Origin of the sequence: Salegentibacter chungangensis (genome assembly GCF_042678405.1) — a bacterium.
Classification (GTDB): Bacteria; Bacteroidota; Bacteroidia; order Flavobacteriales; family Flavobacteriaceae; genus Salegentibacter_A; species Salegentibacter_A chungangensis.
The window spans coordinates 574861-595540 of the sequence record NZ_JBHTLI010000001.1 but is presented as its reverse complement, the minus strand read 5'-3'; the positions used below and the strand labels follow the sequence as shown (position 1 = coordinate 595540).

At 43.3% G+C, this 20680-nt stretch carries 19 protein-coding genes; 10 read left to right on the top strand and 9 right to left on the bottom strand.

Going from position 1 to position 20680, the window contains the following annotated elements; all coding sequences use genetic code 11:
* Positions 1-58 precede the first annotated feature (58 nt).
* Entirely contained in the window at positions 59-601 is a 543-nt protein-coding gene (locus tag ACFQ3Q_RS02595) for a 3-hydroxyanthranilate 3,4-dioxygenase (protein WP_380742627.1), read from the bottom strand.
* Positions 602-821: 220 nt separating this feature from the next.
* Between ACFQ3Q_RS02595 and ACFQ3Q_RS02590 the strand changes: the two genes are divergently transcribed.
* The 5 genes from ACFQ3Q_RS02590 (at position 822) to ACFQ3Q_RS02570 (ending at position 8388) form a co-directional block, all read left to right on the top strand.
* Positions 822-1895: an isoaspartyl peptidase/L-asparaginase family protein gene (locus tag ACFQ3Q_RS02590; RefSeq protein WP_380742625.1), complete on the top strand. Its 1074-nt coding sequence runs from the start codon at positions 822-824 to the stop codon at positions 1893-1895.
* A 306-nt stretch (positions 1896-2201) separates the two neighbouring features.
* Positions 2202-2714 (top strand): GbsR/MarR family transcriptional regulator, encoded by a 513-nt coding sequence (locus ACFQ3Q_RS02585; RefSeq protein WP_380742623.1) that lies wholly within the window; start codon positions 2202-2204, stop codon positions 2712-2714.
* The gene (locus ACFQ3Q_RS02580) at positions 2707-3831 is read left to right on the top strand and encodes an efflux RND transporter periplasmic adaptor subunit (RefSeq protein WP_380742621.1); all 1125 of its coding nucleotides are present in this window, start codon (positions 2707-2709) and stop codon (positions 3829-3831) included. The genes ACFQ3Q_RS02585 and ACFQ3Q_RS02580 overlap by 8 nt, the downstream gene beginning before the upstream one ends.
* A gap of 5 nt (positions 3832-3836) precedes the next feature.
* The gene (locus ACFQ3Q_RS02575) at positions 3837-6986 is read left to right on the top strand and encodes an efflux RND transporter permease subunit (RefSeq protein WP_380742619.1); all 3150 of its coding nucleotides are present in this window, start codon (positions 3837-3839) and stop codon (positions 6984-6986) included.
* Between the two features lies 1 nt (position 6987).
* Positions 6988-8388, top strand: coding sequence for an efflux transporter outer membrane subunit (locus tag ACFQ3Q_RS02570; protein WP_380742617.1), 1401 nt, complete (start codon positions 6988-6990; stop codon positions 8386-8388).
* Between the two features lie 67 nt (positions 8389-8455).
* Here ACFQ3Q_RS02570 and ACFQ3Q_RS02565 read toward each other — a convergent pair whose 3' ends face one another.
* The 3 genes from ACFQ3Q_RS02565 to ACFQ3Q_RS02555 are packed head-to-tail and all read right to left on the bottom strand — an operon-like array spanning position 8456 to position 10119.
* Positions 8456-8977 carry a YciI family protein gene (locus ACFQ3Q_RS02565; protein ID WP_380742615.1) on the bottom strand — a complete coding sequence of 174 codons (522 nt, stop codon included), beginning with the start codon at positions 8975-8977 and terminating at the stop codon, positions 8456-8458.
* Entirely contained in the window at positions 8965-9438 is a 474-nt protein-coding gene (locus ACFQ3Q_RS02560) for a CYTH domain-containing protein (RefSeq protein WP_380742613.1), read from the bottom strand. Before ACFQ3Q_RS02560 ends, ACFQ3Q_RS02565 begins: the two co-directional genes overlap by 13 nt.
* A gap of 15 nt (positions 9439-9453) precedes the next feature.
* A complete protein-coding gene (locus tag ACFQ3Q_RS02555) occupies positions 9454-10119 on the bottom strand; it encodes an NAD-dependent epimerase/dehydratase family protein (RefSeq protein WP_380742612.1) in 666 nt (221 codons plus the stop codon).
* Positions 10120-10273: 154 nt separating this feature from the next.
* On the opposite strand from ACFQ3Q_RS02555, the gene dinB reads away from it, so the two are divergent.
* Positions 10274-11365 (top strand): DNA polymerase IV, encoded by a 1092-nt coding sequence (gene dinB / locus ACFQ3Q_RS02550; RefSeq protein ID WP_380742610.1) that lies wholly within the window; start codon positions 10274-10276, stop codon positions 11363-11365.
* Positions 11366-11426: 61 nt separating this feature from the next.
* Here the strand turns inward: dinB and pyk are convergent, their stop codons facing one another.
* The 5 genes from pyk to ACFQ3Q_RS02525 all read right to left on the bottom strand — a co-directional run bounded on the left by pyk (position 11427) and on the right by ACFQ3Q_RS02525 (position 15709).
* Complete coding sequence (gene pyk, locus ACFQ3Q_RS02545; protein ID WP_380742608.1) at positions 11427-12857, bottom strand: pyruvate kinase; 1431 nt, start codon at positions 12855-12857, stop codon at positions 11427-11429.
* Positions 12857-13345: an IPExxxVDY family protein gene (locus ACFQ3Q_RS02540; RefSeq protein ID WP_380742606.1), complete on the bottom strand. Its 489-nt coding sequence runs from the start codon at positions 13343-13345 to the stop codon at positions 12857-12859. The genes pyk and ACFQ3Q_RS02540 overlap by 1 nt, the downstream gene beginning before the upstream one ends.
* A 114-nt stretch (positions 13346-13459) precedes the next feature.
* Positions 13460-14191 carry a ribonuclease III gene (gene rnc / locus ACFQ3Q_RS02535; protein ID WP_380742604.1) on the bottom strand — a complete coding sequence of 244 codons (732 nt, stop codon included), beginning with the start codon at positions 14189-14191 and terminating at the stop codon, positions 13460-13462.
* A gap of 11 nt (positions 14192-14202) precedes the next feature.
* Positions 14203-15456, bottom strand: coding sequence for a beta-ketoacyl-ACP synthase II (gene fabF / locus ACFQ3Q_RS02530; RefSeq protein WP_380742602.1), 1254 nt, complete (start codon positions 15454-15456; stop codon positions 14203-14205).
* 16 nt (positions 15457-15472) lie between these two features.
* Positions 15473-15709, bottom strand: a complete 237-nt coding sequence (locus ACFQ3Q_RS02525) for an acyl carrier protein (protein ID WP_013069791.1) — start codon at positions 15707-15709, stop codon at positions 15473-15475.
* 147 nt (positions 15710-15856) lie between these two features.
* Here ACFQ3Q_RS02525 and purN point away from each other — a divergent pair, with 147 nt between their 5' ends.
* The 4 genes from purN (at position 15857) to ACFQ3Q_RS02505 (ending at position 19906) form a co-directional block, all read left to right on the top strand.
* A complete protein-coding gene (gene purN, locus ACFQ3Q_RS02520) occupies positions 15857-16462 on the top strand; it encodes a phosphoribosylglycinamide formyltransferase (RefSeq protein ID WP_380742600.1) in 606 nt (201 codons plus the stop codon).
* Complete coding sequence (gene rnhA / locus ACFQ3Q_RS02515; protein ID WP_380742598.1) at positions 16455-16922, top strand: ribonuclease HI; 468 nt, start codon at positions 16455-16457, stop codon at positions 16920-16922. The genes purN and rnhA overlap by 8 nt, the downstream gene beginning before the upstream one ends.
* Before the next feature lie 83 nt (positions 16923-17005).
* The gene (locus ACFQ3Q_RS02510; RefSeq protein WP_380742595.1) at positions 17006-17929 is read left to right on the top strand and encodes a PfkB family carbohydrate kinase; all 924 of its coding nucleotides are present in this window, start codon (positions 17006-17008) and stop codon (positions 17927-17929) included.
* 78 nt (positions 17930-18007) lie between these two features.
* Complete coding sequence (locus ACFQ3Q_RS02505) at positions 18008-19906, top strand: amidophosphoribosyltransferase (RefSeq protein ID WP_380742593.1); 1899 nt, start codon at positions 18008-18010, stop codon at positions 19904-19906.
* The last annotated feature ends 774 nt before the right edge of the window (positions 19907-20680 follow it).

Sequence of the window (20680 nt, the reverse complement as noted above, 5' to 3'; positions counted from 1 at the left end):
AATTTTAGTTTTATCTGTTATTTTGTGTAGTTATTGCGAAAATAGTAAAAATTAACCGCTATTCCTCATCTGTCACAAAACGAGGGTCTGAGGGCATAATCTCTCCGCAATTATCGCAGGTTCGCAAGTCTTTACTGCTGTAAAACTCCCTGAAATGATTCAGGAAATCGGTCTCTATGTCCTGCAGTGGGAAATAGACCTCGTAAAGTTTATGATTGCAGTTATCGCAATACCAGATGAGCCCGTCCTTGCCTTCAAGCTGTATGCGCTTTCTTTCCACCACAAGGCCAATAGAGCCTTCTTTTCGCTCGGGGGAATGCGGAATCTTTGCAGGATGCAGGTACATATCGCCGGGTCCCAGTTTCATCGTTTTCTTCTCCCCGTCTTCCTGAATGTGCACCTCGATCTCTCCTTCCAGCTGGTAAAACAATTCTTCGGTCTCGTTATAATGGTAATCCTTCCGCGCATTAGGCCCGGCAACCACCATTACAATATAATCCTCAGATTCCTTATAAAGATTGCGGTTTCCCACCGGCGGTTTTAGCGAATCCCTGTTCTGCTCGATCCACTTATTGAGGTTAAAAGGTTTATTTACTGCCATTTTTCTGTCTTTTTAGCTATTAAAATTACGCAATCTGGCTTAGAAATAGCCTTTAGGCCTTTAATATCTTTCGGGGCACCCCGGCTTCGCCGTCGCGCTATGCGCTACAAGTCCTCGCCGCTCCATAATGCGCCTGCGGGCTTTCCGCTGCTATCGCTGGTGCAGCTCTATCCCGGGATTCGTCAATTTTGATTAACTTCCGCTTCAAACCCAAACCAATATGAAAAAATTAGTTTTCCTTTTTAGTCTTATCCTCTTCATCTCCTGTGACCAGAAGCCTTCAGAAAACAGAGAAAAAACTGAAACTCCAAAAACCGAAACTACAAAAGACACGGTGCAGAACTTCGGGATCGTAATTCACGGCGGGGCCGGCACCATCCTGAAAGAGAATATGACCGATTCCCTCGAGAAAGCCTATAAGGCAAAACTCGAAGAAGCGATCAGGACCGGGCACGAGATCCTTGCCAACGGAGGGACATCTCTAGAAGCCGTGCAGCGCACCATTAACGTGATGGAGAATTCGCCGCTTTTCAATGCAGGTAAGGGCGCCGTCTTCACCAACGAGGAAACCAATGAACTGGACTCCTCGATAATGGATGGGGAAACCCTGAATGCCGGTGCCGTTGCCGGGGTAACCGTGGTTAAGAACCCTATTAACCTGGCCTATGAAGTAATGGTGAATTCAGACCACGTGCTGCTTGCCGGGAAGGGAGCCGAGAGGTTCGCCAAAGAACAGGGCATAGAGATCGTGGACCCTGAATATTTTTATACCGAAAGAAGGTTTAAGAGTCTTCAAAAAGTAAAAGAGGCTGAAAAAGCCAAATCTCAGGAGAACAATAAAACCGCTTTTTCGGATCCTTTCATCAAGGATTCAAAATTCGGAACCGTTGGCTGCGTGGCCCTGGATAAGAACGGTAATCTTGCTGCCGGAACCTCTACCGGCGGAATGACCAATAAAAAATACAACCGAATCGGGGACTCACCTATTATCGGGGCCGGGACCTATGCCAATAATAAAACCTGTGCAGTTTCCAGTACCGGCTGGGGAGAATTCTTTATCCGCGGGATGGTGGCCCACGATATTTCAGCAATGATGGAATATAAGGGAGTAAGCCTTCAGGAAGCCGCAAGCGAGGTGATCCAGAAAAAGCTTCCCGAACTTGGCGGAGACGGGGGTATCATAGCCATAGATCACAACGGAAATATCGCGATGGAATTCAATACTGCAGGGATGTACCGCGCAAATATGAACAGCAAAGGGGAACTCAAGATAGGTATCTATGGGAAGGAATAACCCGCCCTTAAAACATTTTCAAACCCGGTCTTCCTCCAGACCGGGTTTTTTATTTTTCATATTTACTTTAAACCTTTTATGAAACCTGGAGTCTAAGAATTACCTGTACTTATTTAAGTACATCTATTGTAAAATGCTTCAACACTCTGTCTGTTATGTTTTAAGACAGATGTAGGGATTTTTAAGTGTGTTGAAACAAGACTCCTGAGGATATTTTCAGGAGTCTTTTGTTTTAACAAAACTTTACATTTTGACAAGTTCGGAATGTTCCGAACTAAAGCTAATTTTACAAACTTAATTGAAATTATGTCAAAGCCAAAAAATCTGAAGTCCCGGAAAGAAGAGCTTATAGAACGTCTGGGTGTTTATAAAGAGAACGAGGAACAACTTGCCCCTCTGGCTGCACGTATCCTGGCCACGCTTATTTTAACAGGCAGGAAAGGTGTCACTTTTGAGGGTCTGGTAACCGATCTCAAAGCCAGCAAAAGTACCATTTGTACTCACCTCAACACGCTTCAGGCCAGTGGAAGGGTAAGCTATTTTACAAAACCCGGGGACCGCAAACGCTACTTTATAGTTTCTCCAAATCACCTCATCCAGATTATGGACGAGATGATGGAAAAGTGGAGTGCTCAAAAACAGATCCACCAGGATATTCTTGATTATAAAACAGCTGCTAACCAGGAGATCGATCAGGAAGAAGAATCGAAGTTCGATCTCGAGTTTCACAAAGATTACCTCGAGTTTCTGGGTGAGGCAGGGAAGTCAATCAAAAAATTAAAGGAAAAAATCATCAATAAACATTTACAAGATGAATAGATATCTCTCAGGTTTACTTGCAATAATTCTTGCATCGGGACTTTTCGCCTGTAAGAATGATGGCGGAAAAGCACAGGCAAATCAGTCGGCTCAGGCTCCGTCATACCCCGTGATAAAGATCGAAAGACGGGATGTCACCACTTACTCAGAATATCCGGCAAGCCTGGAAGGAGAAGTTAGCAGTGAGGTGAGACCTAAGATCTCAGGATACATCAAAGATGTTCTGGTTCACGAAGGAGAAGAGGTGAGAAAAGGACAGGTGCTTTTTAGACTGGAAACACAATCTCTAAGCCAGGATGCTGCTGCCAGCAGGGCTAACGTTAATGCGGCTCAGGTTGAAGTGAACAAACTGAAACCCCTGGTGGAAAAGGACATTATTAGCCCGGTTCAATTGGAAACTGCCAAAGCCAGGCTGGAACAGGCTAAAAGCAACTACAACAGTATTGCGGCCAACATAGATTACGCAAATGTAAAAAGCCCCGTAGACGGGGTGGTAGGCTCCATAAACTACAGAAAAGGTGCCCTGGCAGGGCCACAGGATGCAAAACCACTCACGAGGGTCTCTTCCATTAAAAAGGTCTATGCCTATTTCTCTATGAACGAAAAGAATTACCTGAATTTCATCAAGAATGCCGAAGGAAAGAACCAGCAGGAAAGGATCGAAAAACTGCCTAAAGTAAAACTTGTCCTTGCCAACGGAGAAGAATATACAAAGGCCGGAAGCATCGAAACAATTGCCGGGGATATAGACCCTCAAACCGGTACGGTTACCTTCAGAGCGCTATTCGATAATTCCGAAGGGCTTTTAAGGAACGGCAGCAGTGGTACCGTGCTTGTTCCGGAGAATTTTCAAAATGCACTGGTAGTACCGGCCTTTTCAAGCTTTGAACAACAGGGTAAAAAGATGGTTTACAAGGTACGGGCCGACAGCCTTTCCAGCGCATCTATACAGGTACTTGCTGAGACCGGAAAACTTTATGTGGTAGACCAGGGGATAAAAGAAGGTGAAACCATCCTTGCTAAAGGAGTAAGCAAGGTTCGCGACGGGACCAGAATAAAGCCGCAGCCCGTTTCTATGGACAGCATCCTGAACTCTTTTGACACCGTTTTTAAATAATAATTATGCTAAAGAAATTCATTGAAAGACCGGTTCTTTCTACTGTGATCTCCATTATCCTGGTGCTGCTGGGTATCCTTGGATTACAGGAACTGCCGGTAACCCAATATCCCGATATCGCCCCGCCAACCGTTCAGGTTTCGGCCTCATATCCCGGTGCCAATGCAGAGACCATTCTGGAAAGCGTTATCGTCCCTATTGAGGAACAGATAAACGGGGTGGAGGGAATGACCTATATCACCTCCAGTGCCAGTAACGATGGAAGCGCCAGTATACAGGTATTCTTTGAGCAGGGAGTGGATCCCGATATTGCTGCGGTGAACGTTCAAAACAGGGTGGCAAGGGCCAATTCCCTTTTACCGTCTGAAGTAACCCGTGCGGGGGTGATCACTTCAAAACAGCAAAACTCGGCTCTTCTCTATGCCGCAGTATATTCCACGACCCCTGAATATGATGATACCTTTATCCAGAATTACCTCAAGATCAATGTAACGCCCGAGCTTCAGCGTATCAACGGGGTGGGTGCGGTAAACGTTTTTGGAGGTAAGGACTACTCGATGCGGATCTGGCTGGACCCCGATAAAATGGCTAATTACGGGCTGTCCACCACCGATGTCATAAATGCCATAAATGAACAAAGTCTTGAGGCCGCTGCAGGATCTCTGGGTCAGAATGCCGGGGAATCTTTCGAATATGTGATCAAGTATAAAGGTCGCTATAAAACCGCTGAAGAATACGGAGATATCATCATCAAGGCCCGTGAAAATGGAAGTTTTCTAAGGGTAAAAGATGTAGCCAGAGTAGAACTTGATGCTTTCAACTATTCTTCGGTATCAAGGTCCAAAGGACATCCGGGGATCAACTTTGGTGTGTTTCAGACTCCGGGCTCCAACGCCCAGGAAATCATTGAGAAGATCTATGATAAAATGGATGAGCTTGAGGAAGATTTTCCTCCGGGGGTGGAATACCTGATTAACTATGATACAAATAAGTTCTTAACTGCCTCCATCAGCAAGGTGAAAATGACGCTTATTGAGGCCTTTCTGTTGGTATTCTTAGTGGTATTTGTCTTTCTTCAGGATATAAAATCGACATTGATCCCGGCTATTGCAGTTCCGGTTTCGATAATCGGGACCTTCTTCTTCCTGGGAATTTTAGGATATTCTATAAATCTCCTAACCCTATTCGCCTTAATTCTTGCGATCGGGATTGTGGTAGATGACGCCATAGTAGTGGTGGAAGCAGTCTATGCCAAACTGGAAGGAGGTTACACCAACGCGAAGAAAGCTTCGGTCTCGGCAATGGGGGAGATAAGCGGAGCCATTATCTCGATCACCCTGGTGATGGCAGCGGTATTTATTCCAATTACCTTTATCAAAGGTCCGGCAGGAGTGTTTTATGAACAATTCGGGGTAACGCTTATCATCGCGATCCTTATCTCTGCCCTGAACGCTCTTACCTTAAGCCCTGCCCTGTGTGCGATCTTTCTTAAACCGAAAAAGGATAAAAACGGAAAGAAAAAGAATCTTCTGGAGCGTTTCTATATGGCCTTTAATACCGCCTTTTCGGCAACCAGAAAGAAATATATAAGGTCTTTGGGATTCCTGATGAAGTACCGCTGGGTTTCGGCTATCGCTCTTGCGCTTGCCGTTGGCGCCATCTTCTGGATCAACAACAATATTCCTTCCGGCTTTGTTCCCTCTGAAGACCGGGGTGTGATTTTTGTCAATATCGAACTGCCACCGGGAGCCTCTCTGGACAGATCTCAGAAAGTAACCGAAGATCTGTATAACGAGATGGAACAGATTGAAGGGATCAGGACCGCCTCCATGATAAGTGGCAGGAACTTCTTCTCCGGTTCGGGAAGTTCTTATGCGATGGGCTTCATTATTCTGGAAAACTGGGATAAAAGGGAAACTGAAGAAACTTCGGTTGAAGGTATAATGGCTAAGCTCAACAGGAGATCGGCAGCCATTAAAGATGCCAGCATCCTGTTTTTCACTCCGCCAAGTGTGCCCGGATTCGGGAGTGCCGATGGATTTGAAATGCGCATTCTGGATAAGGCCTCAGGAGAATTAAAAGAACTGGACAAAACAGCTTCAGAGTTTGTAGGAAAGTTGAACCAGGAACCTTCGGTAGCCTTTGCTTCCAATTCCTTCAGCACAAACTTCCCACAACTGGAACTGGATATAGATATTGCCAGGGCAAAACAGGCCGGAGTTTCGGTTAATGATATCCTGAGAACACTCCAGGGCTATGTGGGCGGGTTTTATGCCAGCGATTTTAGTCGTTTCGGCAAACAGTACCGTGTTTTTGTTCAGGCCCTTCCCGAAGACAGGCAAAACAAGGAGAGCCTGAACAGTATTTTTGTGAAGACCCCCGGGGGTGAAATGGCTCCCATTTCACAGTTTGTAAGTCTTAAGAGGGTATACGGCCCTCAAACCGTGAATAGGTTCAATCTTTTCAATTCGGTAACCGTTAACGGAACCACCGCGCCCGGATACAGTTCCGGGGATGCCATTGCTAGTATCCGGCGCCTTGCCGATGAAAACCTGCCTGCAGAGTATGACATTACATTCTCCGGGATCACCCGGGAAGAGATCGCTTCAGGAGGTCAGGCCGGGATCATCTTTATGTTGAGTATCGTCTTTGTATACTTTCTGCTCGCGGCTCAGTATGAAAGTTATTTATTGCCATTCGCGGTGATCTTTTCATTACCCCTTGGGGTGGCAGGAGCCTATTTTACAACTTTTTTAATGGGGCTTCAGAACAACATCTATTTTCAGATAGCCCTTATAATGCTTATTGGCCTGCTTGCCAAGAATGCTATTCTGATCGTGGAATTCGCCATACAGAGACGCCGGCAAGGGCTTAGCCTTACCGAAGCCGCCTTAGACGGCGCGAAAGTGAGATTAAGACCTATCTTAATGACTTCCTTCGCCTTTATCCTCGGGCTTATGCCACTCGTGCTCGCAAGCGGGGTTGGTGCCGAAGGGAACAGGTCTATTGGTACCGGTGCCGCCGGAGGTTTGTTCTTCGGAACCATCCTTGGCGTATTTGTAATTCCTATTCTATTTGTTGCCTTCCAGTGGTTGCAGGAAAGGATCACCGGAGCTCCTGAGAAAGAAGATGAAAAACCGAAAGAAATTGAATAGTATGAAAACCAACCGAATATATACGTTCCTGATCCTTGCAGCAGTACCTTTTTTACTGGTATCCTGTTTTGCGGCAAAAGATTATGAGCGCCCCGATGTGGTGACCCAAGATGCATATCGCACAGACCGGCTCCCACAGGACAGCCTGAATATGGCTGAAGTTTCCTGGAGAGAGATGTTCACCGATCCGCTGTTAACTTCATATATCGAGCAGGGACTTCAGAACAATATCGATATTCGCATTGCCATTCAGCAAATGCTGGCTGCCGAAGCCTATGTAAAACAGGGAAAAGCAGGTTACCTGCCTACCCTGGATGTAGGAGCGAATGTGAATTACCAGAATCTTTCTGAAAATGGGCAGTTCGGCTCGGTTTTCGACGGAAGTATCACCCAGTTCGATGTAACGGGAAATCTTTCCTGGGAGGCAGATATCTGGGGAAAGATAAGAAGTAATGAACGCGCTTTTCAGGCTTCCTACCTGCAAAGTGTAGCGGCCCATAAAGCGGTGAAAACAAGGCTTATTTCTAATATAGCCACTACCTACTATCAGCTGCTGATGCTGGATGAACAAAGAAGGATTACCGAAGAGACCATAGAGAACAGGACCAAAAGCCTTGAAACCACAAAGGCACTAAAAGACGCGGGGAACCTTACCGAAGTAGGCGTGCAGCAAACCGAAGCACAGCTTTATACGGCCCAGGCCCTTTTAATCGATATCAAAAATGAGATCAGGCTGCTGGAAAACAGTTTCTCCATACTTCTTGGGGAAGGGCCCCACGAGATCGAACGAGGCCAACTGGAAGATCAGAAGATCACGACCGGGCTTAATACCGGTGTGCCCGCACAGTTATTGAGAAACCGACCAGATGTAATGGCTGCCGAGTATAACCTGGTAAATGCCTTTGAACTGACTAACGTTGCGAGGAGTAATTTTTATCCTTCTCTCAGGCTCTCTGCTTCCGGAGGTTTCCAAAGCCTTGAACTCAAAGACCTTTTCGATGTGAACTCGCTTTTCGCCAATCTTGCCGGCTCCCTGGCAGAGCCTATCTTACAGGGACGCAGAATAAGGACCGAATATGAAGTTTCCCAGGCCAGGCAGCAGGAAGCCTTGCTTAATTTCAGGCTGGCATTGTTAACTGCCGGGAAAGAAGTTTCTGATGCTCTTTATAACTATGAGGCGAGTACAGAGAAAATAGAAGTACAATCGAAGGAGTTTGAAGCCTACAGCAAAGCCTCAGACTATTCACAGGAATTACTGAACAGTGGTTATGCCAATTATCTTGAGGTCCTTACGGCAAGAGAAAATGCCCTGACCTCAAGATTAGGGCTAATAAATGCCGAATTTAACCGGCTTAAATCTATTGTAGCATTGTATGAAGCCCTTGGGGGCGGATGGCAATAATTTGAATTTTATCTTATTAATTGTTGGAGGGACAGTCCCGGGAAGTTATTTTTTCGGGACTGTTTTATTATTCAAGTTTTCCGCCTTTAGCGGTCCACCACGGGTGAACTTCCACCTTTAACCGTCCGGCTTTCACCATTGGGTCAAGATTGGCCAGACTGTCGGCCTCTTCCTGCGTAGGAGTATTAAAGACCACGATGCCACGGATCTCCCCGTCGTCTCCAAATGGACCTATAAGGCTGGCGTAACCTTCTTCTGCCATTCGGCTTAAATGAGCAAGATGCTTTTTTTGAAGTTCGGCAACTTCGGTAGAATCCTGGTTCCTTTTATCTCCCGCTTTCAGGAAAACCATATAATATTGCTGCATGAGATAAGTGGTATCTCCTTCTTGATAAGTAAAAGTCTTATACCCTTCCTTTTTGAGTGCTTCGGCCCGGGCTTTAATACCGGTCAAGTTATGGCTTTCGGTCTTTACTTCGCTTGCAGCCGGAACACCACGGGTCTTCTCCACAGGCTGATCACAGGCAGTTAGTAAAGTTGCTAGAAACAGAGTTCCGATTGTATTCTTTAATAGCTTTAATCTTCCCATTTTTTAAAAGGTTTCTTAGATAATTGCGAGTTGTAATATTTCACATCGCCGGTAACTTCTCTCCCCAGCCAGTCCGGTTTCTCAAAATCTTCGGTTTCAGACTTCAGCTCTACTTCGGCGACCATCAGCCCCTGGTTATCACCAAAAAACTCATCTACTTCAAAGGTGTGTTTCCCCGACTTTACGAGATACCTGGTCTTGTCGATTATTCCGGGCTCACAAAGATCTATAAGCGAATGAGCATCGGTTTTCTTGATCTCTTTCTCCCATTCGAACCTTGTGAGGCCTTCCTTATTGGTTTTCCCCTTAACTGTAAGATAGGCTTTTTCCCCCTTTATTCTTACCCGTACGGTCCGGTTAGGATGCGTATTCAAAAACCCCTGCAGAATCGCGATTTTTTTATAAGCCTTATCTTTAAAGGCATCAGACTTCACTAAGAACTTTCTTTCTATTTCGATCATTCCGGCTTCCTTCTTTTATTTATAGTTAGCAGCTATTTGTTTAATCTCATCAGACTCTATCACGGTCTTTTTATTTTTTTCCTTTGCAAGGAGTAGCATTGCCTTAACTATTGCTTCAGGTGCAATAGATCGGTATTTTTTTAATGCTCCAATCATAAGGTGATCCAGCACCTTCATCACCTGTTTCGCTATATTTTCTCCCAGGCGGCTTTCCTTTCGGGTTCCCGAAATAAGGGAAGGCCTTAAAATATAAGTATGCGGAATCTTACAGGCCAGAACTGCCTCTTCCATCTCACCTTTTGTTTTATTATAGAATATTCGGCTGGAAGAGTCCGCTCCCATTGCTGAGATCACGAGATAGGTAGTAATATTATTCTGAATGCATAATTCTGCGGCGGTAACGGGAATTCCATAGTCTATCTTCCGGTAAGTTTCCGGGTCCGGAGTTTTACTCTTAGTGGTCCCGATACAACAGAAAACCTCATCAGCCTTAAATTTACTGCGGTGCTCCTTTAATTGAAATAGATCTATAAGGTGTTCTTCGATCTTCGGATGATCTATCCCACAAGAACTCCTGGAAAAAAGAATAAGTTTAGAGTACTCATCATTCTCCAATAGCTCCCGAAGCAGAATACCGCCGGTTAACCCCGTTGCCCCTAAAATTATCGCCGTTTTTTCCATAATTCCCGCAAAAGAAAGAAAAGCGGAGGAACTTCTTTAAGTTCTGAATGAAAAAAATTCCTTTGCCCCCGTATTATCAAATATAGGATATTGTTTTGAGTTTTTAAGCCTGTGCACCTGCACCTCATCTTTAATGATTAGTTAAATTTGCAGAGTGCATCAGCTTCGGAAAATAATTCATATAGATATGGACGCCTTCTACGCCTCGGTAGAGCAGCTTGATAATCCTGAGTTGCGAGGAAAGGCTATTGCTGTAGGCGGAAGTTCCCAACGCGGCGTGGTAAGCGCTGCAAGTTACGAAGCCAGGAAATTTGGGGTGAAAAGCGCTATGAGCAGTGTGATCGCCAAAAGGAACTGCCCGCAGCTTATTTTCGTAAAACCAAGATTTGATCGTTACCGCGAGATCTCTCAGCGAATCAGGGAAATCTTTCTGGAATACACAGATCTTGTGGAACCTTTATCGCTGGATGAAGCTTATCTGGATGTGACAGAGAATAAAAAAGGGAATCCCAGCGCCACCCTTATCGCTCAGGAAATAAGGGAAAAGATAAAGGAAAAGACGGGACTGAACGCCTCCGCCGGAATTTCCATCAATAAATTCATCGCTAAAATTGCCAGCGATTACAATAAACCTAACGGGCAGAAAACCGTTAATCCTGAAGAGGTCGAAGAATTCCTGGAAGATCTGGAGATCAGGAAATTTCACGGAGTAGGAAAGGTCACGGCCGATAAAATGTACAGTCTTGGTATTTTCACCGGGAAAGACCTGAAGCAAAAAACGGAAGAATTCCTTACAGACCATTTCGGAAAAAGCGGAAAGCATTACTACAATGTGGTGAGAGGAATTCACCTAAGCGAGGTGAAACCGAACCGGATAAGAAAATCATTAGGAGCCGAGAGAACCTTCAACGAAAATATTTCTTCAGAAATATTCATGCTTGAAAAACTGGAGAACATTGCCGAAGAGATCGAGCGAAGGCTTACCAAAAGCAAGGTAGCGGGTAAAACCATTACCCTGAAGATAAAATACAGCGATTTCAGTCTTCAGACGCGCAGCAAGACAATTTCCTATTTTATTTCAAGTAAAGAACTGATCCTGGAGATCGCGAAAGAATTACTTTACCAGGAAAAAATGAAGGATTCGGTAAGACTGCTCGGTATTTCCCTCTCTAATCTGAATACCGATAAAGCCGAAGAAAAGGAAGACAAGAAAGAGATAGCGGTTCAGTTGAAGTTTGAATTTTAAGCACAAAAAAACCACGGGCTTCAATGAAACCCGTGGTTTTTATATTAGTCTTTTAAGCTTCTTATTTGATCTCGGAAACCCTTAATGTATTTACCATCCCTTTTTCAGCTATCGGCATCGCTGCGAGATTAATAGTGAAATCTCCCTTCTCCACAAATTTTCCGGCTTTGGCGATATCGTTCACATCGTCTATGGTATCATCTGTACTCACAAACTTATCATAGAAAAAGGCTTTAACTCCCCAAAGAAGACTTAACTGAGAAAGGATCCTTTTATTAGAAGTGAATACAAGAATATGCGATTCCGGTCTCCAGGCAGAGATCTGAAAGGCCGTATATCCACTATTGGTAAGGGTACAAATGGCTTTCGCCTTGATCTCGTTTGCCATATGCGCAGCATGATAACAAACCGCTTTGGTTATATAACGTTTTGTTCTTACGTGCGGCGGATCGTGAGGCACCTTGATCAACGGAGAGTTTTCAACGCTCTCAAGGATCTGACACATTTTCTGGATCACTTCTACAGGGTATTGTCCTACAGAAGTCTCCCCGCTTAGCATCACCGCATCGGCACCATCCATAACAGAGTTAGCCACATCATTCACCTCAGCCCTGGTAGGCGTAAGGCTGGTGATCATCGTCTCCATCATTTGCGTAGCAATAATTACCGGGATACGGGCTTTCTTAGCCGTAAGCACAAGTTTTTTCTGGATAAGCGGCACTTCGTGAGCAGGAATTTCAACCCCCAGGTCACCACGTGCAACCATAAGACCATCACAATAAGCCACAATCTTTTCGATATTGGCTACTCCTTCAGGTTTTTCGATCTTAGCGATGATTGGTATTTTATGTTCGCTGTGCTCGTTTATTAATTTCTGAAGTTCAATAAGATCATCTGCATGCCTTACAAATGACAATGCCATCCAGTCTACCTGCATTTCACAGGCGAAGATGGCATCCTTAACATCCTTTTCCGTAAGGGCGGGAAGGGAAATATTGGTATTAGGAAGGTTCACCCCCTTTTTAGATTTCAAGGGACCACCCTGAATTACTTTTGTCTTTACTTCGTCTTTTTTGTTGGTACTTACAACTTCAAAGATCAGCTTTCCGTCATCTAAAAGAATACGCTCCCCGGCCTTAACATCCTGAGGGAATGTTTCATAATTCATATATACCCTTTTTGCGGTACCTTTGAATTCTTCCCCTGTGGCAAAAACAATTTCATCGCCTTTAGAAACCACAACTTCTTCTTTCATGGTCCCCACCCTTAATTTAGGTCCCTGGAGGTCTCCGAGAATAGCGGCATTATAGCCGTGTTTCTCATTGAGCTCCCTAATCATTTTAATACGCTCCCTTACATCGTCGTAATTTGCGTGAGAAAAATTTATCCTGAAAACATTCACTCCTGCACGGAGCATTTTATTTAGGGTGTCTTTAGAACTTGTTGCGGGACCAAGGGTTGCAACTATTTTCGTCTTTTTATTTGTTGGCATTATTCAAAAATTAGATTTTGTTTGGATTTTAGGTGCTCTATATCAATATTATATACAGCTACTACTTGCGGAATCTGACTTATGGTATTTACCATTCTGGTGAGTTGCTGTTCTTCCAAATCTTCTTCTATCTTCAAAAAGAAATCGACTTTCTTCTGTTCAGGAATAAGATGAACTTCAAGCGGTCTCACCTCTTCTTCCACAAATAATGACCCTGAACTGGCTACTCTTTTTGCCTGGCCTTTAAATTTATTAGCGACCAGATGATAGGTGCGGTAGTTGGTAGGGTCTTTAAATGTATAAAGGGCATAACGGGCCCTGACGGTTTTATGATTAAAATCGACGTCGTAGCGCTCCCGTTTTAATTGCAGGTGTAAATGTTTGTTGAGTAGAAATGCCATTTTGTAATCCTCTATGGCACAGTAAACGGCAATTAATTTAAAATGATCTTCTTCTACCTCATCCAACAACATTTTATGCGACTGCATATCCTCTTTACTTTAGGCTAAAGATAAAATAAGAATGACAAAAAGGAGGCTAAATCGCCCTAAAATTTCATAATTAATTACGAAAACGTTATAGTTTTCGGCATAATCTCACGATTATTCAATTTTGCTTTGAAGAGCATAGTAGGCTCTTTTCGATGCTTTTTCTTCAGCCTTCTTCTTGGAAGTTGCCCTGGCCTTTGCCACAACCCGATCATCAATTCGCAGTTTGACGGCAAAATGTTTCAGCTCATCGTTACCGGTATCCTCGTAAACCTCGTAATTGAATTCTTTCTTTTCTTTCTGGCACCACTCTATAAGCAAACTCTTATAACTTATCACTTTCCCTTCCAGTTGTTCAATATCCACATACGGGTCTATAACCCTGTCGAAAATGAATTTTCGGCAGTATTTATAACCGCGGTCCAGGTAAATGGCACCTATAAGCGCCTCGAATAAATTTCCGTGAATATTAACCCCAAACTGTTCCTTAGGGATATTGGTCTGAACGTGGGCAATAAGGTTAAGGTCTTTCCCGAGTTCATTAAGGTGTTTACGACTCACCACCTTACTGCGCATTTTGGTAAGGTAACCTTCATTCCCACCCGGAACGGCCTTGAACAGGTGAGAGGCAATTACTGCGCTAAGCATAGCATCTCCCAGGAATTCCATTCTTTCGAAATTGATGGCATTGCCTTCTTCGTCCTTTTTATTCAGGGACCGGTGCGTAAAGGCTTTCTTATAATGCGAAAGGTTTTTGGGTTTAAACCCGAGGATCTTGTAGAGCGTATTAAAAAAATTCCCGCCTTTGGAAGGACGGGAATTTAATATATTTCGAATAACACTCATAGTTCGATATGTTACTCATCCAGCTTTTTAAATAAAACACAGGCATTATGCCCTCCAAAACCAAATGTGTTGCTCATTACCACATTAACGTCCCGTTTTTGTGCCTTGTTCAAGGTAAGGTTCAATTCCGGATCGATGTTCTCATCAGGATGCTCGTGATTGATGGTAGGAGGAACAATTCCGTACTTCATAGACAAGATCGCGGAAATGGCCTCAATCGCACCTGCAGCACCTAAGAGGTGACCGGTCATTGATTTGGTGGAATTGATATTAATGTTTTTCGCATGCTCACCAAAAACCTTTCCTATTGCTTTTAATTCAGCAACATCACCAAGAGGTGTGGAGGTACCGTGAGTATTGATAGCATCAACATCTTCAGGATTCATTCCTGCATTCCTTAAACAGTTTTCCATAACGGCCACCACTCCGTTTCCTTCAGGATGTGGGGCTGTCATATGGTAAGCATCAGAAGATAAACCACCACCGATCACTTCGGCGTATATCTTTGCACCCCTGGCCTTGGCGTGCTCATATTCTTCCAAAATGAGCGCTCCTCCGCCTTCACCCAAAACAAAACCGTCTCTTGTTGCATCAAAAGGTCTTGATGCAGTTTCAGGATTGTCATTTCGAGTAGAAAGGGCATGCATAGCATTAAAACCTCCCATTCCTGCCTGGGTAACCGCCGCTTCAGAACCTCCCGAAACAATAATATCACTGTATCCTAACCTTATATTGTTAAGCGCGTCTATCATTGCATTCGCTGCTGAGGCACAGGCTGAAACCGTGGTGTAATTGGCTCCCATAAACCCGTGACGAATCGAGATATTACCCGGGGCAATATCTGCAATCATCTTAGGAATAAAGAATGGATTGAAACGTGGCGTTCCGTCTCCCTGAGCAAAACTAGTAACTTCGTCCTGGAAAGTTTCGAGTCCGCCAATTCCGGCTCCCCAGATCACCCCTACCCTGTATTTGTCTACAGTGTCTAGATCGATCCCGGAGTCCTTTATCGCTTCATCTGATGAAACAATGGCGTACTGCGCAAACCTGTCCAGCCTTCTAACTTCTTTTCTGTCAAAGAAATCAAGAGCGTTAAAGTTTTTGAGTTCACAAGCGAATTTAGTTTTGAATTTCTCGGTATCAAAATAAGTGATAGGTGCACTACCACTTTTTCCATTCACCAATCCATCCCAATATTCTTCAATATTGTTACCAATTGGGGTAAGGGCACCCAGACCCGTTACTACAACTCGCTTTAACTCCATATGGTCTTTTTTCTGTTTATTTTTTTGCGTCCTCGATATAAGAAATTGCCTGACCTACGGTCGCAATGTTCTCAGCTTGGTCATCCGGAATCTGGATATCGAATTCTTTTTCGAATTCCATGATCAATTCTACAGTGTCCAATGAATCAGCACCCAAGTCGTTGGTGAAGCTTGCTTCGTTTACAACTTCGTTCTCGTCAACACCTAATTTGTCAACGATAATCGCTTTTACTCTTGATGCAATGTCTGACATAATATTTTATTTTAATTTTGATTAGGTGGCAAAAATAAAAAACTTTATTTTAAAACCGATTTTTACTTTAAAAATGTGACGGGAATTTACACAAAATTCGTTGAAAGGGGTTAATTTTACCCACTAATAATTGTTAAAACGCTAATTTTGAGCACTTACCCACATAAGCACCAAAAAAAAATTGTGATTTTTGCTTCGGGCACCGGCACGAATGCCGAAAATATCATTAAATATTTTCAAAACACTCCGAATATACAGGTTGTAGCGGTTTTATCCAACCGCAGAACCGCAAAAGTGCTCAAGAAAGCTCACGACCTAAATGTGAAAGCCCTCTATTTTGACAGGGATGCCTTATATCACACTCGCGAAGTTTACCATGTTTTAAAGGATATCAACCCAGATCTTATCGTTTTGGCCGGTTTTCTATGGATCTTCCCCGAGTATATGCTGGAAGAGTTCAGCAATAAAGTGATCAACATTCACCCTGCCTTACTCCCAAATTACGGAGGTAAAGGAATGTACGGCCCGAAGGTACATGAAGCCGTGATCACCAATAAAGAGGATGAAAGCGGTATTACCGTTCATTATGTAAATGAAAAGTATGATGAAGGCCAGATCATATTCCAGACCACCGTTAAGGTAGATCCAAATGATACTCCAGATTCCCTGGCTCAGAAAATACATAAGCTGGAGCACAAGCATTTTCCTGAAGTAATTGAAAAACTATTGATAAACGATACCCAAAGTGCATAAACCGCAGGTACATATTTATACCGATGGTGCTGCAAGGGGAAATCCGGGCCCAGGAGGTTACGGGATAGTAATGGAATGGGTGGGGAAACCTTATAAAAAGGAATTCTCAATGGGTTTTAAGCACACCACAAATAATAGAATGGAACTCCTTGCCGTTATTGAGGCTCTCAGAAAACTTAAAAACCCTGAAACCATTGCCACCGTATTCACCGACTCCAAATATGTAGCCGATGCCGTTGAGAAAGGCTGGGTTTTTGGCTGGGAGAAAAAAGGCTTCAAGGATCGTAAAAACACCGATCTATGGATCGCCTTTTTGGAAGAATACCGAAAACACAAGGTGAAATTCAAATGGATACGCGGGCACAATGACCACCCTCAAAATGAGCGCTGCGACCAACTGGCGGTAGAAGCCTCGAAAGGCAAAAAACTGTTAACAGATAAAGGCTTTCAGGAAAAATAATCCCCGCAGCTCATGTAATTCCCGCTTAAGGTTTATCTCTTGAAAAACAAACTGTATATTTGCAGCAGATTTTAAACCTGGTTATGAGTAAATTATTGATTGTAGGTACGGTAGCCTTTGATGCTATTGAAACACCATTTGGAAAAACAGATAAAATTCTTGGAGGAGCCGGCACCTATATCGGGCTTTCAGCAGCGCAGTTTGATGTAGACGGAGCAGTGGTTTCGGTTGTGGGAGATGATTTCCCTCAGGACTACTTAAACCTGCTCACAAAAAGCAATATAAATATAGAAGGTATCGAAGTTGTAAAGGGAGGAAAGACCTTCTTCTGGAGCGGAAAATACCATAACGACCTGAACACCCGTGATACACTGGACACACAGTTAAATGTGCTGGCCGATTTCAATCCGGTTGTTCCGAACCAATATAAAGACGCCGGCATTGTGATGCTCGGTAACCTTCACCCGCTGGTACAGCTTAGCGTACTGGAGCAGGTAAATGACCCTAAACTGGTTGTACTGGACACGATGAACTTCTGGATGGACAATACCTTAAACGATCTTTTAAAGGTTATCAAAAAGGTAGATGTGATCACCATTAACGATGAAGAAGCTCGTCAGCTTTCGGGAGAACACTCTCTTGTTAAGGCCGCGAGAAAGATCGAGGAGATGGGACCAAAATACGTGGTGATCAAAAAAGGAGAGCACGGAGCTCTTTTATTCCACCAGGAACAAATTTTCTTTGCACCCGCCCTTCCGCTGGAAGAAGTCTTTGACCCGACAGGAGCAGGCGATACTTTTGCCGGGGGCTTTACCGGTTACCTGGCCAAGACCGAAGACATCTCTTTCGAGAATATGAAAAATGCCATAATATATGGCTCCAATCTGGCTTCGTTCTGTGTAGAAAAATTCGGAACAGAGCGAATGCAGGAACTGTCTAAAGAGGAAGTTCAGAATCGTTTGCACGAGTTTAGAAAACTCACTCAGTTCGAAATAGAATTAGCATAATATAACGCCCTGTAATTTCAGGGCTTTTTTTGTGACCAATATAAAACTTTTAATCCTTCAAAAAGGAACTGCAATATTATGAGTGATGCCTTAAAACACGAATGCGGAATTGCACATATTCGCCTTCTAAAACCCCTGGAATACTACAAAGAGAAATACGGAAGTGCTTTTTACGGAGTTAACAAGATGTATTTGATGATGGAAAAACAGCATAACCGAGGTCAGGATGGCGCCGGTTTTGCCAGCATCAAACTCAATACCGCTCCGGGAGATCGTTATATAAGTCGGGTGCGTTCTAACCAGGCGCAACCAATTCAGGATATTTTCGATCAGATCAATAGCAGGATCAATGAAGAAATGAAGGCCAACCCTGAATATTCTGAAGATGTTGCTATGCAAAAGAAGAACCTTCCATACCTGGGAGAGGTTTTCTTAGGGCACGTTCGCTACGGAACCTTTGGAAAGAACAGTATCGAGAGTGTTCACCCTTTCCTGAGACAGAACAACTGGATGCACCGTAACCTGATCGTTGCAGGGAACTTCAATATGACCAATGTAAATCAGCTATTCAACAACCTGGTAGAACTTGGGCAGCATCCAAAGGAAAGAGCCGATACGGTTACCGTAATGGAGAAAATAGGGCATTTTCTGGATTCTGAAGTACAGAAACTTTATAAGAAATTAAAAAAGGAAGGCTATTCCAAGGTTGAAGCTTCCCCGATTATAGCAGAGAAACTCAACGTTGCGAAGATTCTTAGAAAATCCTCCAAAAACTGGGATGGGGGATATGCGATGGCAGGACTTTTGGGCCACGGAGACTCCTTCGTACTTAGGGACCCTGCAGGAATTCGCCCCGCATATTACTATAAGGATGATGAAGTTGTGGTAGTTGCTTCAGAAAGACCGGTAATTCAGACCGTTTTCAATGTAGATTTTGACGATGTAAAGGAGCTTGATCCGGGTCACGCGATCATTACAAAAAAGAGCGGCGATGTTTCCATTAAGGAAATCATTGAACCAATAGAAAGAAAGGCCTGTTCTTTTGAACGCATCTATTTTTCCCGCGGAAGTGATGCCGAAATATATAAGGAACGTAAGATGCTTGGAAGACTCTTGATGCCAGATGTATTGAAGTCTATCCAGCACGACACCATTAATACGGTCTTTTCCTTTATTCCGAATACCGCTGAAACCTCCTTTTACGGGATGGTTGAAGCCGCTCAGGACGAACTGAACAGGCAGAAGAATGAAGCCATCCTCCAGGAAAAAGAGACCCTTACAGATGAAAGGCTTCAGGAAATTTTAGCACATCGCCTGCGTACCGAAAAGATCGCCATAAAAGATGTTAAATTAAGAACCTTTATTACTGAAGACAGCAGCCGGGATGACCTGGTGGCTCACGTTTATGACGTTACCTACGGTGTGGTAAGGCCCGAAGATAACCTGGTTATTATAGATGACAGTATTGTAAGGGGGACTACTCTTAAAAAGAGTATCATAAAAATGATGGACCGCCTAAATCCCAAGCAAATTGTTGTGGTATCCTCAGCTCCGCAAATTCGTTATCCTGACTGTTACGGGATAGATATGGCTCGCCTGGAAGACCTGGTAGCATTTAGAGCAGCACTTGAGCTGTTGAAAGAATCAGATTCTTATGATATCGTGGAGAAAGTATATGAGAAATGTAAACTGCAGGTAGATCTTGACGATCAGGAAGTTCAAAATTTCGTAAAAGAGATCTATGAACCCTTTACTGATGAACAACTCTCAGACAAGATCTCTGAACTTATAAGTGAGCCAAGTGTAAATGCGAAAGTGAAGGTGATTTATCAAACGGTAGATAACCTACATAAGGCCTGTCCGAAAAATTTAGGGGACTGGTATTTTACAGGAGATTACCCAACATTTGGAGGGAATCGAGTCGTAAACCGGGCTTTCATTAACTTCTATGAAGGCAACACAGACAGAGCTTACTAGATTATTTATGCACTTAATCTAATATTTAAGCAGTTTATCTAAAAGTATTTGAGCACACACAAGTATTGAGTACTTTAGCATATGCCATAACATAAGTAGGTTAAGTTCATGGTAGATTTGGGGCAAAAAAAGGTGGATCAAGAATCCGCCTTTTTTTATGCTTCGCACGAAATAATTCCTTGAAACACATCTTCTATATTACAATTCCTACACCCACCCTCTGCAAAGGTTCATTTAACTGATTTACAGGCGATTCATCTAATATTCTTTGGAACAAAAAAGCTTTTATTTACATTAGTATGACCATAACATAAGTAGGTTAAGTTCATGGTAGATTTGGGGCAAAGAAAGGTGGATCAATGATCCGCCTTTTTTTATTCAGGAAATTAAGCATCCCTCCAACAATACCCGGATTCATAATAAATACCTCACATTTAAAAACCCACACACCCCTGAAATACAAACTTTTAACAATTATATCTGCCGTTCATCTAAAAGATCATTCAGGTTAAATTCATTTATGTACTTTAGAAGAACCATAACATAAGTAGGTTAAGTTCATGGTAGATTTGGGGCAAAAAAAGGTGGATCTAACGATCTGCCTTTTTTTATTGTGAGAATTTATCTAAAGGATTTATAATAAATTAGTTTGCATAGCAAACCTCTCACAACCAAAACGCATAATCGTTTGAAATAGTGCGTTTTAACAAGTATAATTACCGTTCATCTAAAAGTTACTTCCGGTTAAATTCAATTATGTACTTTAGAAAGACC

Excerpts from the sequence above, each read along its gene's own strand:
- ACFQ3Q_RS02595 (WP_380742627.1), bottom strand. The coding sequence starts at position 601 with ATGGCAGTAAATAAACCTTTTAACCTCAATAAGTGGATCGAGCAGAAC.
- ACFQ3Q_RS02590 (WP_380742625.1), top strand. The coding sequence starts at position 822 with ATGAAAAAATTAGTTTTCCTTTTTAGTCTTATCCTCTTCATCTCCTGT.
- ACFQ3Q_RS02585 (WP_380742623.1), top strand. The coding sequence starts at position 2,202 with ATGTCAAAGCCAAAAAATCTGAAGTCCCGGAAAGAAGAGCTTATAGAA.
- ACFQ3Q_RS02580 (WP_380742621.1), top strand. The coding sequence starts at position 2,707 with ATGAATAGATATCTCTCAGGTTTACTTGCAATAATTCTTGCATCGGGA.
- ACFQ3Q_RS02575 (WP_380742619.1), top strand. The coding sequence starts at position 3,837 with ATGCTAAAGAAATTCATTGAAAGACCGGTTCTTTCTACTGTGATCTCC.
- ACFQ3Q_RS02570 (WP_380742617.1), top strand. The coding sequence starts at position 6,988 with ATGAAAACCAACCGAATATATACGTTCCTGATCCTTGCAGCAGTACCT.
- ACFQ3Q_RS02565 (WP_380742615.1), bottom strand. The coding sequence starts at position 8,977 with ATGGGAAGATTAAAGCTATTAAAGAATACAATCGGAACTCTGTTTCTA.
- ACFQ3Q_RS02560 (WP_380742613.1), bottom strand. The coding sequence starts at position 9,438 with ATGATCGAAATAGAAAGAAAGTTCTTAGTGAAGTCTGATGCCTTTAAA.
- ACFQ3Q_RS02555 (WP_380742612.1), bottom strand. The coding sequence starts at position 10,119 with ATGGAAAAAACGGCGATAATTTTAGGGGCAACGGGGTTAACCGGCGGT.
- pyk (WP_380742608.1), bottom strand. The coding sequence starts at position 12,857 with ATGCCAACAAATAAAAAGACGAAAATAGTTGCAACCCTTGGTCCCGCA.
- ACFQ3Q_RS02540 (WP_380742606.1), bottom strand. The coding sequence starts at position 13,345 with ATGCAGTCGCATAAAATGTTGTTGGATGAGGTAGAAGAAGATCATTTT.
- rnc (WP_380742604.1), bottom strand. The coding sequence starts at position 14,191 with ATGAGTGTTATTCGAAATATATTAAATTCCCGTCCTTCCAAAGGCGGG.
- fabF (WP_380742602.1), bottom strand. The coding sequence starts at position 15,456 with ATGGAGTTAAAGCGAGTTGTAGTAACGGGTCTGGGTGCCCTTACCCCA.
- ACFQ3Q_RS02525 (WP_013069791.1), bottom strand. The coding sequence starts at position 15,709 with ATGTCAGACATTGCATCAAGAGTAAAAGCGATTATCGTTGACAAATTA.
- ACFQ3Q_RS02510 (WP_380742595.1), top strand. The coding sequence starts at position 17,006 with ATGAGTAAATTATTGATTGTAGGTACGGTAGCCTTTGATGCTATTGAA.
- ACFQ3Q_RS02505 (WP_380742593.1), top strand. The coding sequence starts at position 18,008 with ATGAGTGATGCCTTAAAACACGAATGCGGAATTGCACATATTCGCCTT.